The 17,873-nt window shown below is 55.0% G+C and carries 18 protein-coding genes and 2 pseudogenes; 10 read left to right on the top strand and 10 right to left on the bottom strand.

Going from position 1 to position 17,873, the window contains the following annotated elements:
• Positions 1-34: 34 nt before the first annotated feature.
• The gene (locus JCM25354_RS23065; protein WP_279379569.1) at positions 35-160 is read left to right on the top strand and encodes a hypothetical protein; all 126 of its coding nucleotides are present in this window, start codon (positions 35-37) and stop codon (positions 158-160) included.
• 137 nt (positions 161-297) lie between these two features.
• Here JCM25354_RS23065 and JCM25354_RS18380 read toward each other — a convergent pair whose 3' ends face one another.
• Genes JCM25354_RS18380 through JCM25354_RS11185 form a run of 4 tightly spaced genes read right to left on the bottom strand, consistent with a single transcriptional unit; the run spans position 298 to position 2,509 of the window.
• Complete coding sequence (locus JCM25354_RS18380; RefSeq protein ID WP_243444033.1) at positions 298-990, bottom strand: metal ABC transporter permease; 693 nt, start codon at positions 988-990, stop codon at positions 298-300.
• The gene (locus tag JCM25354_RS11195; protein WP_025886088.1) at positions 977-1,654 is read right to left on the bottom strand and encodes a metal ABC transporter ATP-binding protein; all 678 of its coding nucleotides are present in this window, start codon (positions 1,652-1,654) and stop codon (positions 977-979) included. Before JCM25354_RS11195 ends, JCM25354_RS18380 begins: the two co-directional genes overlap by 14 nt.
• Positions 1,647-2,018 carry a metal ABC transporter solute-binding protein, Zn/Mn family gene (locus tag JCM25354_RS11190; RefSeq protein WP_369345771.1) on the bottom strand — a complete coding sequence of 124 codons (372 nt, stop codon included), beginning with the start codon at positions 2,016-2,018 and terminating at the stop codon, positions 1,647-1,649. The genes JCM25354_RS11195 and JCM25354_RS11190 overlap by 8 nt, the downstream gene beginning before the upstream one ends.
• A gap of 17 nt (positions 2,019-2,035) precedes the next feature.
• Positions 2,036-2,509, bottom strand: a complete 474-nt coding sequence (locus JCM25354_RS11185) for a metal ABC transporter solute-binding protein, Zn/Mn family (protein ID WP_025886086.1) — start codon at positions 2,507-2,509, stop codon at positions 2,036-2,038.
• Positions 2,510-2,599: 90 nt separating this feature from the next.
• Here JCM25354_RS11185 and JCM25354_RS11180 point away from each other — a divergent pair, with 90 nt between their 5' ends.
• From JCM25354_RS11180 to JCM25354_RS11165, 4 genes and pseudogenes are all read left to right on the top strand, one after another.
• Positions 2,600-3,109 (top strand): Fur family transcriptional regulator, encoded by a 510-nt coding sequence (locus JCM25354_RS11180; RefSeq protein WP_025886085.1) that lies wholly within the window; start codon positions 2,600-2,602, stop codon positions 3,107-3,109.
• A gap of 14 nt (positions 3,110-3,123) precedes the next feature.
• Entirely contained in the window at positions 3,124-3,609 is a 486-nt protein-coding gene (locus JCM25354_RS11175) for a hypothetical protein (protein WP_148301491.1), read from the top strand.
• Positions 3,610-3,650: 41 nt separating this feature from the next.
• Positions 3,651-4,663 (top strand): annotated as a pseudogene (locus tag JCM25354_RS18375) (asparaginase).
• A 3-nt stretch (positions 4,664-4,666) separates the two neighbouring features.
• Positions 4,667-6,082 carry a sugar porter family MFS transporter gene (locus JCM25354_RS11165; RefSeq protein WP_025886083.1) on the top strand — a complete coding sequence of 472 codons (1,416 nt, stop codon included), beginning with the start codon at positions 4,667-4,669 and terminating at the stop codon, positions 6,080-6,082.
• Between the two features lie 26 nt (positions 6,083-6,108).
• Here JCM25354_RS11165 and JCM25354_RS21390 read toward each other — a convergent pair whose 3' ends face one another.
• The 3 genes from JCM25354_RS21390 to JCM25354_RS11145 all read right to left on the bottom strand — a co-directional run bounded on the left by JCM25354_RS21390 (position 6,109) and on the right by JCM25354_RS11145 (position 9,159).
• Positions 6,109-6,246, bottom strand: a complete 138-nt coding sequence (locus JCM25354_RS21390; RefSeq protein WP_159103488.1) for a hypothetical protein — start codon at positions 6,244-6,246, stop codon at positions 6,109-6,111.
• 9 nt (positions 6,247-6,255) lie between these two features.
• Positions 6,256-7,548, bottom strand: coding sequence for a glycosyltransferase family 61 protein (locus tag JCM25354_RS11155; RefSeq protein ID WP_025886082.1), 1,293 nt, complete (start codon positions 7,546-7,548; stop codon positions 6,256-6,258).
• A 720-nt stretch (positions 7,549-8,268) separates the two neighbouring features.
• Positions 8,269-9,159, bottom strand: coding sequence for a hypothetical protein (locus tag JCM25354_RS11145; RefSeq protein ID WP_025886081.1), 891 nt, complete (start codon positions 9,157-9,159; stop codon positions 8,269-8,271).
• Between the two features lie 319 nt (positions 9,160-9,478).
• Here JCM25354_RS11145 and JCM25354_RS22625 point away from each other — a divergent pair, with 319 nt between their 5' ends.
• From JCM25354_RS22625 to JCM25354_RS22615, 3 genes are all read left to right on the top strand, one after another.
• Positions 9,479-9,877 (top strand): TonB-dependent receptor plug domain-containing protein, encoded by a 399-nt coding sequence (locus JCM25354_RS22625; protein ID WP_243444032.1) that lies wholly within the window; start codon positions 9,479-9,481, stop codon positions 9,875-9,877.
• Positions 9,856-10,368, top strand: a complete 513-nt coding sequence (locus tag JCM25354_RS22620; protein WP_025886078.1) for a TonB-dependent receptor plug domain-containing protein — start codon at positions 9,856-9,858, stop codon at positions 10,366-10,368. Before JCM25354_RS22625 ends, JCM25354_RS22620 begins: the two co-directional genes overlap by 22 nt.
• Positions 10,369-10,959: 591 nt before the next feature.
• Positions 10,960-11,685, top strand: a complete 726-nt coding sequence (locus tag JCM25354_RS22615) for a TonB-dependent siderophore receptor (protein WP_243444039.1) — start codon at positions 10,960-10,962, stop codon at positions 11,683-11,685.
• A 103-nt stretch (positions 11,686-11,788) separates the two neighbouring features.
• Here the strand turns inward: JCM25354_RS22615 and tldD are convergent, their stop codons facing one another.
• Both tldD and JCM25354_RS11115 read right to left on the bottom strand, forming a co-directional pair.
• Positions 11,789-13,252: a metalloprotease TldD gene (gene tldD, locus JCM25354_RS11120; RefSeq protein WP_025886076.1), complete on the bottom strand. Its 1,464-nt coding sequence runs from the start codon at positions 13,250-13,252 to the stop codon at positions 11,789-11,791.
• 94 nt (positions 13,253-13,346) lie between these two features.
• Entirely contained in the window at positions 13,347-14,474 is a 1,128-nt protein-coding gene (locus tag JCM25354_RS11115) for an MFS transporter (protein ID WP_025886075.1), read from the bottom strand.
• A 155-nt stretch (positions 14,475-14,629) separates the two neighbouring features.
• Here JCM25354_RS11115 and JCM25354_RS23780 point away from each other — a divergent pair, with 155 nt between their 5' ends.
• Positions 14,630-15,352, top strand: a complete 723-nt coding sequence (locus tag JCM25354_RS23780) for a trehalase family glycosidase (RefSeq protein ID WP_051537368.1) — start codon at positions 14,630-14,632, stop codon at positions 15,350-15,352.
• The gene (locus JCM25354_RS23775) at positions 15,336-16,469 is read left to right on the top strand and encodes a trehalase family glycosidase (protein ID WP_051537367.1); all 1,134 of its coding nucleotides are present in this window, start codon (positions 15,336-15,338) and stop codon (positions 16,467-16,469) included. Before JCM25354_RS23780 ends, JCM25354_RS23775 begins: the two co-directional genes overlap by 17 nt.
• A 206-nt stretch (positions 16,470-16,675) precedes the next feature.
• Here the strand turns inward: JCM25354_RS23775 and JCM25354_RS11105 are convergent.
• Positions 16,676-17,836 (bottom strand): annotated as a pseudogene (locus JCM25354_RS11105) (aminotransferase); the annotation flags it as partial.
• Positions 17,837-17,873 lie beyond the last annotated feature (37 nt).

Here is a 17,873-nt window from a genome sequence, read left to right as displayed (position 1 = left end):
CCCTTGTCCGGTAAAAATCGATAAGGAGACTCGCATGGCCAATCTACCCAGATCCAGATCCGATGTTCCGACGATCAACGTGCGTGAGCTGATCATCATGCATATCGTTCTTGCGATATTTATCGTCGGTATCATGCTGCTTGACTGGCACGTCAACTGAGTTCCAACCCGGCCTTCTAATGGGTTGTCGGCGCAAGAAATCGCACGGCCAGATAGCTGCATGCGGCACCGGCGCTGATCCAGAATGAGACCGGTGCATCCGTATACCAGGAGAGTACCAGCCTCCCCAGGAAAGCGCTAATGCCAGCAGGGCAGAGCCAGCCAGCCCCTGCCATGGAGCAAGGCCCAGACGCAGCATGCAGCTGCCGGGCCAATAAGCAGGCTGAAGACCAGCAATATTCCCGTGGTTTCCGAACAGATGGCTGTAACCAGCGCTACAAGACTCATGAAACCGCAGGAAACCAGACGCAGTCTGACGCCCTTCGCCGCGGCCAGATCGGGATCAAGACTCGCAAAAAGCAGAGGCCTCGTCAGAAAGCACAGACCAAACAGGCAAAGTCCCGCGAGCAGGAACAGCAAGCACAAGGTAGCGTGATTCACCCCGAGAACATTACCGAAAAGCAGGGCGGTGGTGCTGCTGACCGGAATATGCTGCCACTGCAGGAATAACAGTCCCAGCCCGAGACTCGCCGCCAGAACAAGCCCTATCACGCTGTCACGATGATTGGCAGAAGCCGGATTCGCGCGCAGATCGCCTTCTGCTTCCCAGCCCAGAACCAGTCCGGCCGCAACTGCAGAAAGCGTCATACCCATGAAGGGCGTCAGCCCTACCAGCGCTGCTCCGGTCGCACCGGCAAAACCGATATGAGACAGGGCATGACCGGCAAAGCTCTGGCCACGCAGAACAAGAAACCACCCCACCAATCCACTCAGAACAGCTACGACGCCCGATGCCAGAAAGGCATTCTGCATGAATTCATAATGCAACATCGCTCAGCTCCAGTTTACGCTGAGAAATCTGAAGAAGATGGTCGGCAAACCTGCTGACTTCCTCAAGCCCGTGACAGGACATCAGCACCGCCATGCCCGTCTCGCGACAACGCGCCCTGAGCATGGCCAAAATCCTGCGCTGCCAATCCATATCCATGCCACTCAATGGTTCATCGAGTATCAGCAGGGCAGGATTGTCGAGCAGGGCTTCGGCCAGAAAAAGTCTCTGACGTTCGCCGCCTGAAAGCTGGTTCAAAGGCTGGGCTGCCAATGCCTCTGCCCCGGTCAGCGTCAAAGCCGCTTTCAGCGCTGTTTTTGCACCCTGCCCCCATCCTGGCAGACCCAGAGATGTGCCACGCCACGAAGCACTGATAAGGGCTTTCCCCGTAAGCTGTGGCGCGGGAATCCTGCGCTCCTGGGGCATATAGCCAATCCATCGCCGGGCGGCGGACGGTTTCCGGCCGAGAGTCCGGATTTCCCCCTCATGAACGGGATGCAAACCAAGCAGGGCGCGCATCAGGGTTGTCTTGCCATGGCCATTCGCGCCCGCCAGAACTGTAAAGGTTCCGGAAGCCAGAGAAAGATCGGCCCGGTCGAGAAGCACGCGCGCGCCATGGCTCAGCGTGACCTGCCTCAGCAGGATCGCAGGAGAATTGTCAGTCATGAACGCCCAGTGCCCTGGCAAGCCGGTCAAGCCGATCCTGCATCCAGTGTTGCCAAGCATGTCCGGCTTCTGGAAATTCGTCGAAATCCACAACAGGCAGATGAGCTTTCTGCGCGATAGCCTCAATACGGCTTACAGACGGGGTCTTCATGGCAGGGTTGATGATCAGAAGACGGACAGTCTTCTGGCGCATCGCATCTTCCAGGCGGGCTATATCGCGGGGGGCCGGGTCATCGTGATTCATGGTCGCCAGAGCATATTCAGGATCAACAACTTCGATTCCAAGCGCCTGAAGCAGAGGTCCGCCTACAGGTTCGGCCACAGCAATCTTCATTCCCTGTGTCTGAAGCCGCAATGTCCTCAGCCGCCCGGAAAAGGCTCCTATGACCGACTCGAGATCCGCCTGACGCGCCTGATACCTCCAGCCTCGTCGGGAAGGCGTGCCACAAGCTCTGTCGAGAGAGCTGCAACCATGAGGCCAATAGCTGTCGGGTCGTCAAAAAGATGGGGATTTTCCTGCGGTCCAAGACCTGCCAGAGCGGCAACCGAAATTATCTGACGCGATGCACTGGATTGAGCCGCCAGCAATGGTGGCATCCAGTCATCGTAATGACCGCCCATCATCAGAACGATATTGGAATCCGCCAGCTTGCGGGCCATATCAGCCGTGACCTGAAAATCATGCGGGTCAATCCGTGGCGACGTGAGTATGCTGGTCGTAGTGACAGATTTCCCCCCCAGGGTTTCGGCCAGATCGCACCACAGGGCTTCGGCACAGAAAACCTTCACCGGCTCAGCTCTGGCAGAGCCCGGCAGGAACAGGAAGCAGATCAGCAGGAACAGGGTCTGGCGCAAAAAAGTCGCCTTTAGTTATATTATAACGACTGAGATACGCGATATAGAGGCGGAACTCTGGTCAGGACAAGCCGGAAAAGGAATTCCTTCATGCTCAGCAGCACGGCCACGACCGAACTGGACCCTTTCTCTCCCCGCACACTCGCACTGCTCGACCGTGCTGCCGCGTTCTGTACCACGCGCGCCAGCCGGTTGACTGAAACGCGTCGGCTTGTGCTCGGGCTGATTCTGGAGAGTCGCAAACCTGCCGGCGCCTATGACATTCTTGATCATCTGCGGCAGTATCAGCGCAATGCAGCGCCGCCCACGGTCTATCGTGCACTTGATTTCCTGCTGGCCCAGGGCCTGATCCACCGGATTGAGCGCATGAGTGCCTTCATCGGCTGCGCGCATCGCCTAGACTGTCATCATGGCAATGGCTGCGGTCATCGCGCGCAGTTTCTGATCTGTAGCGGCTGCGGTGCGGTCAGTGAGGTGGAAGACAGTGAGATCTCTCATGCCATAACAAGTGCCTCCCGGAAAATAGGCTTCAAGCCGCAACAATCGACCATCGAGATCGAAGGAATCTGCGCCTCGTGCCAGCAGGCTGATAGCACGTAGCCGATCTCCGTCTCATGGCCCGAACTGACAGGTTTCCCCTGACTGGTGGCACCGTTCATTCCCGCCCGGAACGGGCATCACGCGTGCCCAGACAGGAAATACTGTCACAGACACAGCCGGATCTCTTCGACTACGAGCCTCCGATCCTCAAAACGCATCTCCTGCCGGCAGAAGCCCCGCTGCTGGTGGTAACCACACGCGTCTTTGCGGAAGCAGAACGTCCGGATGGATGGCTTTATACCCTGCTCCCGGCCGAACAGGGATGGAGGTTGATTGATAACGGTCTGAAGCTCGATGCCCGCGAGCCTCTGGTTTTCTGTGAACGCCCGGCCTTGCTTCCGCTTTTTGCGGCCCAGGCCGATGAATACGACGAAAGAGACATGCTTCTTCTGCGCGTACGCAAGGCTCATATTGCTCCCTGGCTTGATAACGACCCTGATTCGAGTGCACAGCTGGGCGCATCCTGTTATCTGCTCTCGAGACAGACACCGATCGGCTGAGACCGATCCCCAATCCATCATACCTTATTGAGGATCCCGTCATGGACGATATCGCCCTAGCTGAAGTCACGCGCGGCGGACGCATCGAATCCCGTCATCTCGGCCGAATTGCCGTCATGGACGATACCGGCCGTGTCGTTCGGGCGCATGGGGCCATTGAGAGACCAGTCTTTCCACGCTCGACGGTCAAGGCGCTTCTGGCTCTCCCACTGGTCGAAACCGGTGCTGCCGATCGGCTGGGCCTGACCAATGCCGAGCTGGCTCTTGCCTGCGCCTCTCATGGCGGCGAACCACGACATACCGAGACGGCCGCCGCAATGCTGGCAAAAGCTGGCAAAACGCTGACATGTCTCGAATGCGGAGCTCATTGGCCCACCTATGACAAGGCAGCTCATGCGCTTGCCGCCTCAGGCGCCATCCCTCAGCACTTCACAACAACTGTTCAGGCAAGCATGCCGGCCTGATCTGCCTCGCGATCGACCAGTCTCTCGACCCTTCTGGCTATATCGACCCCACCCATGAAGCACAGCGTCAGGTAACCGAAGCGCTTGTCATGGCCACATCTGTCCCGCATGAGGAGACCAATCGCGGGCTCGATGGTTGTTCGATGCCAACCTACGCCATTCCCCTCTCCGCTCTGGCAACGGGTTTTGCGCGTTTTGGCACAGGAAAAAATTTTTCATCGGGCCATGCGTCGGCAGCCGCCCGCTTGCGTTCTGCTGTCGCGTCCGAGCCCTTCATGGTGGCAGGGAGCGGGCGTTTCGATACGACATTGATGGCGCATTTCGGTAACCGAATCTTTTGCAAAATGGGTGCAGAAGGGGTGATGGTGGCATCTGTGCCCGAACTCGGGCTCGGCATAGCGATCAAAACCGATGATGGCGCGAACCGGGCGGCAGAGGTGGCCCTTGCCGCACTTCTGCTCGGGTTCGATGAGGCTGGCTGGTCTGATGCAGACCGCGCCGTGCTGACCGGATTGTCGCATCAGGTAATGAAAAACTGGAATGGACGAGAAGTCGGCACGCTGCGTGCCGCCGGAAAAGGACAAGAATAATCCATGGCGATAGATACAGATGCCGGAAATACGGAAGGCGGGCTGGCGTCAGTTTTCGATGCAACGAAATTCAAGATTCTGGTTATCGGAGTGCTGGCAGCTCTTGCCGGTCTGATGTCAGGTCTGGATATCGGTGTGGTCGCAGGCGCGCTCGATTTCTTCGCCAAGCAATATAACGCCTCGACCTTTGCTCAGGAATGGGTCGTCAGCTCCATGATGGCAGGCGCTGCCGTTGGTGCCCTGGCCGCTGGCTGGATGGCCCATACACTTGGTCGCAAGCGCTCGCTTATTGCTGGGGCCTCGATTTTCGTAATTGGCTCGATCGGCTGCGCGCTGAGCTGGTCTGTCCCTTCCATGATCAGCTTTCGTGTGGTCATGGGACTGGCTGTCGGTATTTCGGCCTTCACAGCCCCACTCTATCTGTCCGAGATTGCCAGCGAGGCCACACGTGGCGCCATGGTCTCGACCTATCAGCTCATGGTGACGGTCGGCATTTTCCTGGCCTTTCTGTCGAACACCTATTTCTCCTATTCGGGGAACTGGCGCTGGATGTTCGGCGTAGCGGCTATTCCTGCTGCCCTCTTCCTGTTTGGCGTTCTGTTTCTGCCCTATAGCCCACGCTGGCTGATCATGCAGGGGCGCCATAAGGAGGCTCGCGAGGTTCTTCTCTCCCTGCGTGAAGATCCTCTTGAGGCTGCGAAGGAAATCAAGGCCATTCGCGAGCAGCTCGAGGTCAAGCAGCACGGTTTCGAGCTTCTCAGGACAAACTCGAATTTCCGTCGCTCCATCGCCCTGGGCATCATGCTGCAGGCTATGCAGCAGCTCGCAGGCATCAATATCATCATGTACTACGCGCCCAAAATTCTTTCGAGCGCCGGGTTCGATGCCACTTCGCAGATGTGGTGCACTGCCATTATCGGTCTCGTAAACATGCTGGCCACGTTCATTGCAGTGGGACTGGTCGATAAATGGGGCCGCAAACCTATTCTTTACATGGGTTTCACGGTCATGGCGCTGGGCATGGCTGCTCTGGCTGTTCTGCTTTCGACAGACATGTCGGGAGAGACTTCGAAATTCATCGCCATTTTCCTGCTTCTACTGTTCTGCACGGGTTTTGCCATGTCTGCAGGCCCGCTCATGTGGGTTCTCTGCTCCGAGATTCAGCCGATGCAAGGGCGTAATCTGGGTATTTCGCTCTCGACACTGACCAACTGGATCACCAACATGATCGTGGGCGCCAGCTTCCTGACGCTGATGAACACATTTGGTACGTCCGGCACATTCTGGCTTTTCTCAGGACTGAATGCCTCGTTCATCCTGCTGACTTTTCTCTTTATCCCTGAGACCAAGGGTATGTCGCTCGAAGTCATCGAAAAGCGTCTTATGTCAGGCGAGAAACTTCGGAAACTGGGACGATAATCGTCAGGCGGGGCCCTTCAGCCCCGCTATTCCTGCCCCTGCGACACGGCTGCCTGCGCCTCAGGCATCCTCCAGCGTGAAACACTCCCAGTCATCAGACTCAAGGCGATCGCAGCAAATCTTGCCATCTGGTGTGGCACATAGAAAGCGATGCGTCTCATCATTGTAAAACGCTACCCTTCCATCAGGGCGTTTATGGAACCGGTAGTAAATTGTTGTACCTTGGTGATTGTCCCTCTCAACCGTAAGACAGTCACCCGGGAAAGTCGTGAGCGCTGCCCAGCCTTTGTCGCCCAGATGAGCACCAGTCTGACGATGCGCTCACCCTCACCATTTCCATGGAACACGATACCTGTCTGACGATCGATCTGCATCCAGCTCTGATGATAAGTTCTGATCAGATAGGTCTTTTCCTTATCAATGCCCTCAGCATCATGCGTCTTCTCATTCTGCCAGACGCGCCTGTAAACGAGGTCAACCAGCACACGCGCCGTATGTACCGGATCATTGAGACGATAGAGGGCTGGCTGACCAAGGACAAATTTTTCGAGCGTGACCTCGGGGGCCGTTACATACTGTATACGAGCCTCATTCGCCTGATCCATAAGGGCGAAATTCGAGGAGATCAGGCCATCACAAGTCAAGGCAACCCCAACCGGTCGTCGGCAGAAAATACTGTTGTGAAAAGCTGAGCCAACAAACCCGACCGTCGGTCGATGCTCGGAAAACAGACGTAATTGCTGCCGAACCTGAAGCGTTTCGGGCGCAACAATCGAAAACCCCTCACGAGCAAGATAGGCACCAACCTCGGGTTCACCGTCGATTTGACGCATCTCGCTCTTATACTGGGCACGTGAGAGATAGATGGGCCGGCCATCAGCAATATCCTCACCGTGTTTTTCGCCGAGCTCATTGCAATATCTGGCAAATGCCTTGTGGGCAAAATGATTCTCTTCGAATGCCGAGCCGGCAACAATCAGCATCCTGATACGCGTAGGTCGCTCGAAAACCACAAAATCCTTACGTTCGAGCCCGAGCAATGAGAAAAAATCAGCAAGCCAGGGAAGTGCAAAAAGCGAATCAAGCGTTTTCTCGGCATGAACAAGAATTTTCAGACCCTCATAGAAACGGCGCCCACACCAGTAGTGGGGCAGAGTTTCAGTCATGAAATGCCCGTAGTGAGGGGTTATGTTGCCTCCGTAAAAATAGGTTGGCTCCGGCGACAGGGGGAACGCATCTGAAGGGCTGACACAACAGCTTGGAGATTGTCCCAGAGCTGCATTGGGCCATCCACGACGTGGACCTGCTGTCGGTATCAGCCGACCATAATTGTCATACAGGCCGAATTGCGAGTCATAATGTCCAGGGATCCTCGGTATATAAAGTGTGTCATGAAAGGTCTGGATCGGTGGGTCATTATCAAAGATCTGGAGACCGTAATCGACACAATGAGAAACCATGATCATAATGAATTGGCCTAGATTTTTTCATTCCTGCCCAATTATAAAATAAATTTCCACCATCTGCATTATAACAAATAGAGTATTTTATATTTTTCCGGATTTATAATACATATTCTTTATCAAATTTTGTCATGAACAAGATCTATCAGAAAATATGACCCTGACTACCAAGACATTTTCGACCGGCTGTCCCTCCGGCAAGTGTCAGTTCATTATGCCTTCGATCAAAGAGATCATCTATGTCGGTGCAACATGCCAGGCAAAAGAGCCTATGAACCGATATTCTCTTCCAATTCAGAACAGCGACCAATGATTTTGGCACCCATTACGGTGAGATGAGTCTTGCAACTCTTTGGTTCCTCCTGATTTCGTAAGATCGAGACAAGACATATACTCATGACAGGGACACCAAGTCTCTCAGACAGAAAATGGCTTCAAAAAGCCATACAGCAGCAGGATCATATGCATGCCGCACCTATCATGCGCGAATTACCAATGATTATTACAGTTAAATAATATAGAAATCAATGATGGTAATATGAACAAGCCGTCAGTTCTAAAAACAAAAGGAGAACCATGTGTAAACGATACAGTAGATCCCCTGCGTTGCAGTCAGTGTTATGCGAAGATCAAGCCATACGACTGCACCGCTTTGGAGCCTGTACTGAAAAAACTACGCGCTCATCAATATAATAGTAGATATTGAAGATAATATACTAGATCCTATAGCTCCCAGATTTTCTGATATCCCGAATAAAGCAATCGAGCGCCAACAGAATTCATAAACTGATCCACTATCAATCCTTTTCCTCCTGCTCCTAGCGGCGGGACATCGAAATCATCCACGCAAATGATAGTACCTTCCCCAATTAATCCCCTAGCTGCCATCATCTCCGTGGCATGATGTACGGCACTCGGCATAGGATTATTCAGATCAAGATCAAATGAGTCCAGATAGAGCAAAGAAGCAGGACGAGCACAGTTTTGCCCGAGAGCATGCAAGGCCGGACGTGAATCATTCAGAATTGTGTTTGTTGTCCCGCTGCAAGCACGCCGCGCGCTATCTATGCTTGCGGGATTGATATCAATTGTAAAGACGCATCCCTGGCGTTCGCGTGCATACCAGTCAAACTGGAAAGTACTCTGTCCATCTCCTTCCCAGTTGTCCGGTACACGTAGGCAACCGGTTTCAATGATGACCGGGCGACTGTGCTTATCCAGCCGATCAAAGATGATCGCAAATCCGTCTGCCCGTTTACCCAAACGGGATCTTAAATGTCTATCAAATGCTGATCTGAAATCCATGGAACGCGCCTCTGCAGGTAACCCCACATAAGCAAAATCCGCTTCCATCCTGCCACTTTCCATTATGTCGCTGGTTTGTGTCAGTTTTCTCTGCTTTTCAATACCATGACTATTGGCAATCTGCTGGATCAGAGAACCGAGATCAGACGGATTCTGTCTCAATCCATCCAGAATAATAGCACCATTTCCATCTGATACGGCATCAAGTAAGCGAGTCATTACCTCTAGCGTGATATCTGGCGTGAGTGATTGAGTCGCGGATTTTTTTCTTGATGATGATGATTTTTTCTTTGCTTCAGGACCGCTCATCTCTATTAAATCTCCATTTAAGTTAGATACAAATTACTCGTTAGAGAAAACAAAGTTATTAATACAATAAAATCAACGCAAGTCCTATTGCAGAACTATCAGTCCCCTCTCATTGTCGTTGCAAAATAAGCTTCAGGCTTATCTTGAGAGGATATAATCAATCTATTTTCTAAATGTAACATTTTTATAACCTGGAAAAATTCTGGGTATTCCCGTTTCCGGCTGTAGGTCACAGAGCAAAGGATAATTATATAAATCTTTTTGATAATGATTATCACTTGCATTATAGGCCAATGCTCATCAAACGAGGAGATGAGCGGTGAGATACGGGTTGATTATACGTGTGTTGTTAGGCTCGGCTGCGCTTTGCGATGCCAGCATCGGACGTGTAATGGCGACTGAGGGAGCTACAGCCTCCACCAACAAGAGCAGCAGCACTCTGGCCGCATCGGACGCGGAGGAGATCGTAGTCACCGGGCGCCAGCGAGCCTCAACCATTGCTTCTTCAGCCACCAAATCGGCCACCCCTCTGGTTGAAACAGCGCAATCCGTTACGGTCATCACCCGTACTGATATGGATCTGCGCGGTGTTCTGACACTGGGGCAGGCTCTACGCTACACGGCGGGCATCACCCTGATCTGCGCGGCAGCACCTCTCCACGTTACGATTTCTTCCAGTTACGTGGGTTCGCCGTCTTGCCATATCTGGACGGGCTGATCCTGCCCAAGGCACCAACAGGTTTTGCGACGCCTCAGACGGATACCTCACGCCTGGAACGGATCGAGGTTCTGAAAGGACCAGCCTCGTCGCTCTATGGGCGCTCCACTCCTGGTGGGCTGATAGCACAGACGAGCAAAATGCCGACAGATGCGCGTTCTTACGGCGCTCTCACTGCTACAGGAGGCAGCTTTGACCTCTATCGTATTGATGGAGACATAGGGGGTTACCTCACGTCAGACGGCTCTGTCCGCGGGCGGATTTACGGAACGGCCAACGGCTCACGTTCCCAGCTTGCCCGCACAAAGAACCGTCGGTTTTCGATCAGCCCGACCATGACAATCGGAGCGGGAGGACGAGACAGACTCACGCTCATCACCAATTTCAGGTCGATCCTGAAAATTCGTCCTATGGCTCGTTTCCAATGGTTGGTTCGTTGTATCCGGCAATTTACGGCAAGGTACCCCGCAATTTCTATGACGGCGACCTGAATTTCGAGCGGTTCCGAAGGACCCAGGGGGCCGGAACCTATATCTTCGATCACCGGTTCAACACCAACTGGCAGTTCTCATCCCGAGGGCGTTATGATTATGTCCGGTCAAACTACGAGGGCGTCTACAGCACTGGCGCGTATGTCGGCCCAACAACAATTTCACGAAGTGCCTTCGCCGCCAAGGACGAGCAGAATGCCATCGTATTCGACAATCAACTGCGCGGGCGTGTTGTGACAGGACCGGTCAAGCAGGCACTGACTGCCGGATTCGATTATCAGCAGATGCGTTCGGCAGAGCTTGCGCGATCCGGACGGGCGCCAGATCTGAACGTTCTTGCCCCAGATTACTGGCTGCCTGTTACAACCCCTGCCCTTTTTGCCAACTATACCGTACGTCAGCAGCAGATCGGTATTTACGGGCAGGATGAGCTACAGTGGCGGGGATTCCACATCACCGGCAGCGTACGAAATGACTGGTACCGTATGACGCAAAAGCAGCTGGTTTCCGCGACTACAACACATATCGCCCCATCACAGGTAACATGGCGCGCATCAGCTCTATCATTTCGAATTCGGTCTTTCTCCCTATATTTCATATTCCACTTCATTCCAGCCTCAGACAGGGCTTGTATCCGGCGACGGTGGCAAGACGACCCATACACCCAGCCCTTCTCTGGGCAAGCAACTCGAAGGTGGCGTCAAATACCAGATTCCAGGTACACCAATTCTGCTGAGTGCTGCCGGTTTCCACCTCATGCAGACCAATGTCATCGTAACCGCAGGCAATATGCCCTGGGGTACGCAAAGCGGGTTGGTCCATTCAGACGGCTTCGAAGTCGAAGGCCATGTGAACTCCTGGCATAATCTCCAGATTGATGCGGCAGTAGGTACACAAGACGTTCATGATGACTCCACAGGGCATCCTCTGGTTCAGTCGAACAAGGGAAGTGCGACATTCTTCGCCATGTATACCCTGCCCCATGGGTCACTGGCAGGTGTCGGACTTGGTGCCGGTGTGCGCTATGTCATGTCAGGCTATGGAGGACAGGGCGCTGCCAGAACGACAATCGTGCAGGGCATGAGTATACCAGGCGGCTCTGTCACTGTACCCGGCTATACCCTGTTTGATGGCTCGCTGCGTTATGATCTGGGCAAATCTTCGCCTGGATTACGTGGCTGGGTCTTGCAGGCAAGTGTCCGGAATATTTTCGACCGGAAATTCATTTCAAGCTGTTTCTCTTTCGGATCACCGAGCGGATGGTGCTGGTATGGAGAGCGCCGGAATGCACAAGGCAGTATCGGCTTTTCCTGGTAAAATCAGGTTTTCGACCGGTGTGCACGACCCAAGCTCAGGGCTTTCTGCAACAACCTGATAAAACAAGAAGGTGCGGATTCCAGACCGCACCCTTCTGTCAGATTCAGGCCGTACCACCGACCGTCAGACCTGCCAGTTTCAGGGTCGGCTGTCCCACACCGACAGGCACACCCTGGCCCGCTTTGCCACAGGTCCCAATACCAGGATCGAGCGCGACATCCTGCCCGATCATCGAGATCTTGTTCATGGCATCAAAGCCATTGCCGATCAGTGTTGCCCCTTTGACCGGACGTGTAACCTTGCCGTCCTCGATTAGGTAGGCTTCGGACATCGCAAACACGAATTTTCCTGACGTGATGTCCACCTGACCACCGCCGAAATCAACCGCATAAAGCCCGCGCTTTGTAGAGCTGATCATCTCTTCTGTTGTTGCTTCCCCGGCCAGCATCAGGGTGTTGGTCATCCGCGGCAAAGGTACGTGGGCATAGGATTGGCGACGCCCGTTCCCAGTCGGGGAAACCCCCATAAGGCGCGCATTCAGCCTGTCCTGAATGAAGCCACGCAAAATACCATCTTCGATCATGACGGTACGACCCGATGGTGTGCCCTCGTCATCGATGGTCAGCGAACCACGTCCTTCAGCGAGTGTGCCATCATCGACAACCGTGACCCCGGGAGCCGCCACACGCTTGCCAATCATATCAGCAAAACTGGATGTGCCCTTGCGGTTGAAATCGCCTTCCAGCCCATGACCAACGGCTTCATGCAGCAGAATACCAGGCCAGCCCGGACCAAGTACCACATCCATCTCGCCCGCAGGAGCAGGGCTGGCGTCAAGGCTTACCCTGGCGCGACGCACGGCTTCATCAACCGCATCCTGCCATGTTTCGCGCCCCAGAAGGCGTGACAGGGCATAGCGTCCGCCCATGCCCCGGCTGCCACTCTCACGTCGCCCATCGCGTTCAAGAACGACCGAAATATTGAGACGTACGAGAGGACGTAGATCTGCCGTGCGGAACCCTGAGTCACGCATGATCTGAACAGCCTGCCACTCCGTGGCAATACTGGCCGAAACCTGAACCACTTCCGGCCCGAGCCCACGCGCATAGGCATCGATCTCGCCCAGAACTGCGGCACGCGCAGCAAAATCCGTATCGCTCAACGGGCTTTCCGGCACATAAAGACGCCGGTTGGTGGCCTGAGGTGGCGAAGAAAGTGTCCCGCTACGCCCCTGCCGCACGACAGATACAGCACCTGCGGCACGTTCAAGTGCATCTTTGCTGATTTCGTCCGAATGGGCAAAGCCGGTTTCAGGACCGATAACAGAGCGAAGACCGAAGCCGGATGAAGTATCGAAACTGGCCGAGCGAATCACACCGTCATCAAGCAGAATGGATTCACTCTCACGATACTCGAGAAAAAGCTCACCATCCTCTATTCCGTCGAGCGAACGGGTGACGATTTTTTCTGCTTCATCGCGCGTCAGCGTACTATCGGCCCGTTCAAAGAACAGACGATCCGTGACAGCGAGAGCAGAGAGGGGGGCCTCTTCGACATAGGATGGCATGGGTACGAACAGCTCCTTCTTGATCCTCGACACATGGCGCGTCCTGCCGATGAATGCGAGGGGAAAGCCATGTTTTGCCCAAAAAAGACACGTCTCAGCGGGCAAGACGCGCATTCAGGGCAATAAATCCCATAAGCGCGGCAAGAAGCATAAAGGCCGTGGAAAGGCTGCTGATATGGGCCACAGCGCCAACCAGAGCAGGCCCTGCCAGAATGCCTGTGTAACCCATGGTGGTAATGGCAGCGACGGCGGCACTGCTTTTCATGACCGTCTGCTTGCCACTGGCAGCATAGAGAACCGGCACAATATTGGCGCAGCCAAGCCCCACCAGAACAAAACCGCCAAGGAGTGTGATCCGGTCAGGGCCTAGTACAACAAGAGCGAAGCCCAGAGCCGCGCAGAGGCCACCGCCGATCATGATCAGGACCGGACCGGCTTTCGCGACAGCATAGTCACCCGTGAGACGTCCGAACGTCATGGCGGTCGCGAAAAACGCATAACCCAGTCCCGGTGCGATGCTGAAAGCAGCGCGTTCACCAGAGAGATAGACCCCTCCCCAGTCGAGCACAGCGCCTTCGGCCAGAAAGGCGATACTGGTCAACAGCCCGATAAGCCAGACCACACCGCGCGGCATGGCAAAACCCGAGCCGCCATCGGGTTCGGGACTATTGAGCAAAGAAGGCCAGACAGCACAAAACAGAACGACGATACCAATCTCGCCAATCAGGATACTGACCCATGGCGCTGCCTGAACCAGAGTCAGGGCTTGTGGTCCAGCTGCGCCAATGGCGCCTCCAATGCTGAAAAAGGCATGAAACCCGGAAAGCATGGGTTTGCCACTCAGCTTTTCGACATCCACCGCCTGTATATTAAGTGCCGTCTCGACAGCTCCAAGCCCCATACCCAGACCAAATACCGAGACCGCAAGAAGCGGTACAGCATGAAGAAGAGCCAGAGGCATCAGGAGTGAACCTGCAATGCTGATTCCTCCTGTCGCCACCACACGGCATCCCCAGCGCCCTACCCAGTGCCCCGCCAGAGGCATGCCGATAATCGATCCGATGCCAAGGCAGAGTAACAACAGTCCCAGTTCACCATCATTCAGACCGGCATGATGTTTGATCACAGGAACAAGACACGACCACAGCGCCGAGATAACACCGACGAGAAAAAAGACGGTACGAGTACTGTTTTGCAACCTCTTCAGCGCTGTCCTGTTCATCTGGCATCTCCTTCTCTGGCATGACTGGCGTACGGGGGAGAGCAGAGCGCCACAAAACGGAGCAGGGCTCGAGTCACATCTGTGACAGGACACTGCTTTAAAAAAATCAGGAACGGTCGGCAATGTAATGCCGGACCCAAGTTCAGGGAGACAGCATGACCAGCCAACGCCTTTCCTTCTCTCATCTCCTGCTTCTTGGCACTTCGCTGGTTGTTCTGAATGTTTCTGCCATGAGCACCGGAGCCCGTGCAGCTGATCAGAGACAAGACGTCGCGCAGAAAGCTCCCGAACCTGCCATCACCTCTTCTTCTGTCCCGGCAGCAGCAGATACCCCCCCCCATCCATCGACCGGTCCACGCGAGACTGTTGCAAGTGAAGCCGCGCACTCCCTGCATGTCGCATCCGTACCACAGGATCTGCGCTCGCCGTCTATTGCTCTGGGTGGATTGTTTGCAGCCATTGGTGGTGCGCATCTGGCGCCTGACTTCAAGACGATTGCCGATTCACGCCCTAACGAGGCACCTGCACAACTTCTCCAGAGCTGGGAGGAGCAACGCAAGAATCCTGATTTCAGCCTCAAGGCTTTCTACACTGCACATTTCACGCCACCACAGCGGCACGAAATTACATACCAGCGCAAGGCTGATGAAAATATCTACGACTATATTCAGGGTATGTGGAGCGTCCTGACCCGTCAGCCTGACAAGCCGATGGCCTACTCGTCGCTTCTGCCGCTTCCCCATGCCTATGTCGTACCAGGTGGCCGTTTTTCAGAACTCTATTACTGGGACACCTATTTCACCATGATCGGCCTCTACGAGACCGGGACAATGGGATCTGCTACGCGGCATGATCCGGGACATGGCCTCACTTGTTGATCGTTATGGTCATATTCCCAACGGCACCCGCACCTATTATCTCAGCCGATCCGAACCACCTTTCTTCTCGCTGATGGTCGATCTTCTTGCCCAGCATGATGGCCAGGACAGTTATCGTGAATTCCTGCCTCAGTTGCAGAAGGAATACGATTACTGGATGGATGGTGCGGACACGCTGAAACCCGGTCAGGCCCATCGTCATCTCGTCCGCCTCTCAGATGGCACGCTATTGATGCGCCATTGGGATGATCTCGATACGCCACGTGATGAAAGCTACCCCGAAGACGTTGCTACAGCAGCCAAGGCAAGCATGCGTGCGCCATCGGATGTGTATCGCGATCTGCGCGCCGGATCCGAGACAGGATGGGATTTTTCATCGCGCTGGCTTGCTGACGGGCATACCCTGTCGACCATTCACACGACCGACCTTGCTCCTATCGAAGTAAACTGTCTGATGGTCCACCTCGAGCAGACCCTGGAGCATGGCTATGCCCTGACAGGGCAGCACAAGCTTGCAGCGCTCTACGGTCAGCGCGCGGATGAGCATACTGCTGTTGTCAGGCGGATTTTCTGGAATGAAGAGAAAGGGGCTTTCTACGATTACGACTGGCGTAAAGGCCAGACAACCGACGTGCTCTCTTCCGCCACAGCCGTGCCGCTTTTCCTGCGCCTTGCCTCACAGGCTCAGGCCATGTCGGTAGCCGATACAATCCGGACACGGCTCCTGCGGGCCGGTGGGATCATGGCGACCGATCATGAAAGCGGACAGCAATGGGACGCCCCGAATGGCTGGGCGCCAGAGCAATGGATGGCGATCAAGGGCCTCAATAACTACGGAGCGAGCGATCTCGGTGAGACAATTGCCAGACGATGGATGGCACGTGTAATCGGCACTTATGAGAAATCAGGCGTACTGCTTGAAAAATACGATGTGGAAGCACCCGGTATCAGCGCTTCAGGCGGCAAAGGCGGCGGCGAATACCCGATGCAGATCGGTTTTGGCTGGACCAACGGCACTCTTCTGGCTGATGCGTCGCTACCCCGACGAGACGGCACAAATCCTCAAGCACAACCCGCTTGCCAGTCAGGCTCCGATCGACGTGTTGCCGCCCAGTGATCCCTATAGCGCGGTCGGTCCACAGGTCTCTCCTGCGGCACCGGCGAAACCAGCGGGTGATGTCGAAACGGGCGCCCAACCAGAAAGCGCCGGACAGACCCCCACTTCCGGAAAAGCCGCGACGCAGCAACAAGGTATGCGACAAGAGGCGCCGCTCGAGCCGCGCGTACCAACCGACAAGATGACCGCGTTTCAACCCTCCTGAGGCTGAAACGCCGTTCCAGATGACCTAGCGCTTCGCGGAGAACAGCTTCAGTCTTGCAGAAAGCAAAACGGACAAGATGCCGCGGCGGCTCCGCTCCATGCGGATCATAAAAGGCAGAAACCGGAATGGCCGCGACCCCGGCTTCTGTCACCAGATCACGACAGAACGCCACATCATCCCGGCCTTCTGCATGAGCACTGATATCGGCCACAACGAAGTAACTGCCATCGGCAGGCAGGGTCGGAAAGCCAAGTCTGTTCAGGCCATTGGCAAACAGATCACGCCGGGCGCGCAGACTCTCTGAAAGCTCTGCAAAAAATGCTTCACCAAGATCAAGCCCTTTGGCCACAGCCCGTTGCAGATTGGGTGCGCTTGAAAAGGCAATGATCTGATGGGCCTTGGCAATCACCGACGCCAAAGCAGGGCAGGCCGTGATATAGCCGATTTTCCACCCGGTCACGGAGAAGCTTTTGCCCGCGCTGCCAATGCGGATGGCGCGGTCACGCATGCCCGGGCGCGTCATGAGCGGGATATGCTTCACGCCAAAGGTCAGATGCTCGTAAACCTCATCGCAAATCGCATAGCAGTCATGGGCCAGAACGAGGGACGCAATCAGGTCCAGCTCCTGCGCGGTAAAGACCTTTCCGCTCGGATTCATGGGGGAGTTTAGCAGGATCAGCTTGGTTCTGTCCGAAAAGGCATCCCGTAATGTCTCTTCCGACAGATGCCAGTCAGGCGCCTCCACCCGCACACAACGGGGCACGGCACCGAGAAGACGCAGTACCGGCAGATAGGTGTCATAGAGCGGCTCGATAAGCACGACCTCGTCGCCCGGTTCGATGAGCGCCATCAGGCTGACAGCCAGCGCCTCTGTAGCGCCTGAAGTCACGATCACCTCTTGGGCGGGGTCGATATCAAGGTCGTAATCGCGCTTGCTGGCACGGGCAACCGCCTCACGCAGCTCTGGCAGTCCAGTAAGCGGTGCATACTGATTACGTCCGTCCCGCAAGGCATTTGCGGCTTCATCAATCAGTGTTGCCGGGCCTTCGGTGTCAGGAAAGCCCTGTCCCAGATTGATGGCCCCATGTGTCATGGCAAGCTGGGACATCGTCGTGAAGATAGTGGTCGGCAAGGAGCCGAGAAAGGCGTTTGGAGATTTCATGCCAGACCTGCGCTGCGAAGGGACGAGGACATGATAC

The organism is Asaia prunellae JCM 25354 (genome assembly GCF_000613885.1).
GTDB lineage: Bacteria > Pseudomonadota > Alphaproteobacteria > Acetobacterales > Acetobacteraceae > Asaia > Asaia prunellae.
The sequence above is the reverse complement of the archived record's forward strand: the minus strand, read 5'-3'. Positions and strand labels throughout refer to the sequence as shown.

Bases quoted from the DNA above. Each gene is read 5' to 3' on its own strand.
- JCM25354_RS23065 (WP_279379569.1), top strand. From the start codon at position 35: ATGGCCAATCTACCCAGATCCAGATCCGATGTTCCGACGATCAACGTG.
- JCM25354_RS18380 (WP_243444033.1), bottom strand. From the start codon at position 990: ATGTTGCATTATGAATTCATGCAGAATGCCTTTCTGGCATCGGGCGTC.
- JCM25354_RS11195 (WP_025886088.1), bottom strand. From the start codon at position 1,654: ATGACTGACAATTCTCCTGCGATCCTGCTGAGGCAGGTCACGCTGAGC.
- JCM25354_RS11180 (WP_025886085.1), top strand. From the start codon at position 2,600: ATGCTCAGCAGCACGGCCACGACCGAACTGGACCCTTTCTCTCCCCGC.
- JCM25354_RS11175 (WP_148301491.1), top strand. From the start codon at position 3,124: ATGGCCCGAACTGACAGGTTTCCCCTGACTGGTGGCACCGTTCATTCC.
- JCM25354_RS11165 (WP_025886083.1), top strand. From the start codon at position 4,667: ATGGCGATAGATACAGATGCCGGAAATACGGAAGGCGGGCTGGCGTCA.
- JCM25354_RS21390 (WP_159103488.1), bottom strand. From the start codon at position 6,246: ATGATGAGACGCATCGCTTTCTATGTGCCACACCAGATGGCAAGATTT.
- JCM25354_RS11155 (WP_025886082.1), bottom strand. From the start codon at position 7,548: ATGATCATGGTTTCTCATTGTGTCGATTACGGTCTCCAGATCTTTGAT.
- JCM25354_RS11145 (WP_025886081.1), bottom strand. From the start codon at position 9,159: ATGAGCGGTCCTGAAGCAAAGAAAAAATCATCATCATCAAGAAAAAAA.
- tldD (WP_025886076.1), bottom strand. From the start codon at position 13,252: ATGCCATCCTATGTCGAAGAGGCCCCCCTCTCTGCTCTCGCTGTCACG.
- JCM25354_RS11115 (WP_025886075.1), bottom strand. From the start codon at position 14,474: ATGAACAGGACAGCGCTGAAGAGGTTGCAAAACAGTACTCGTACCGTC.
- JCM25354_RS23780 (WP_051537368.1), top strand. From the start codon at position 14,630: ATGACCAGCCAACGCCTTTCCTTCTCTCATCTCCTGCTTCTTGGCACT.
- JCM25354_RS23775 (WP_051537367.1), top strand. From the start codon at position 15,336: ATGGCCTCACTTGTTGATCGTTATGGTCATATTCCCAACGGCACCCGC.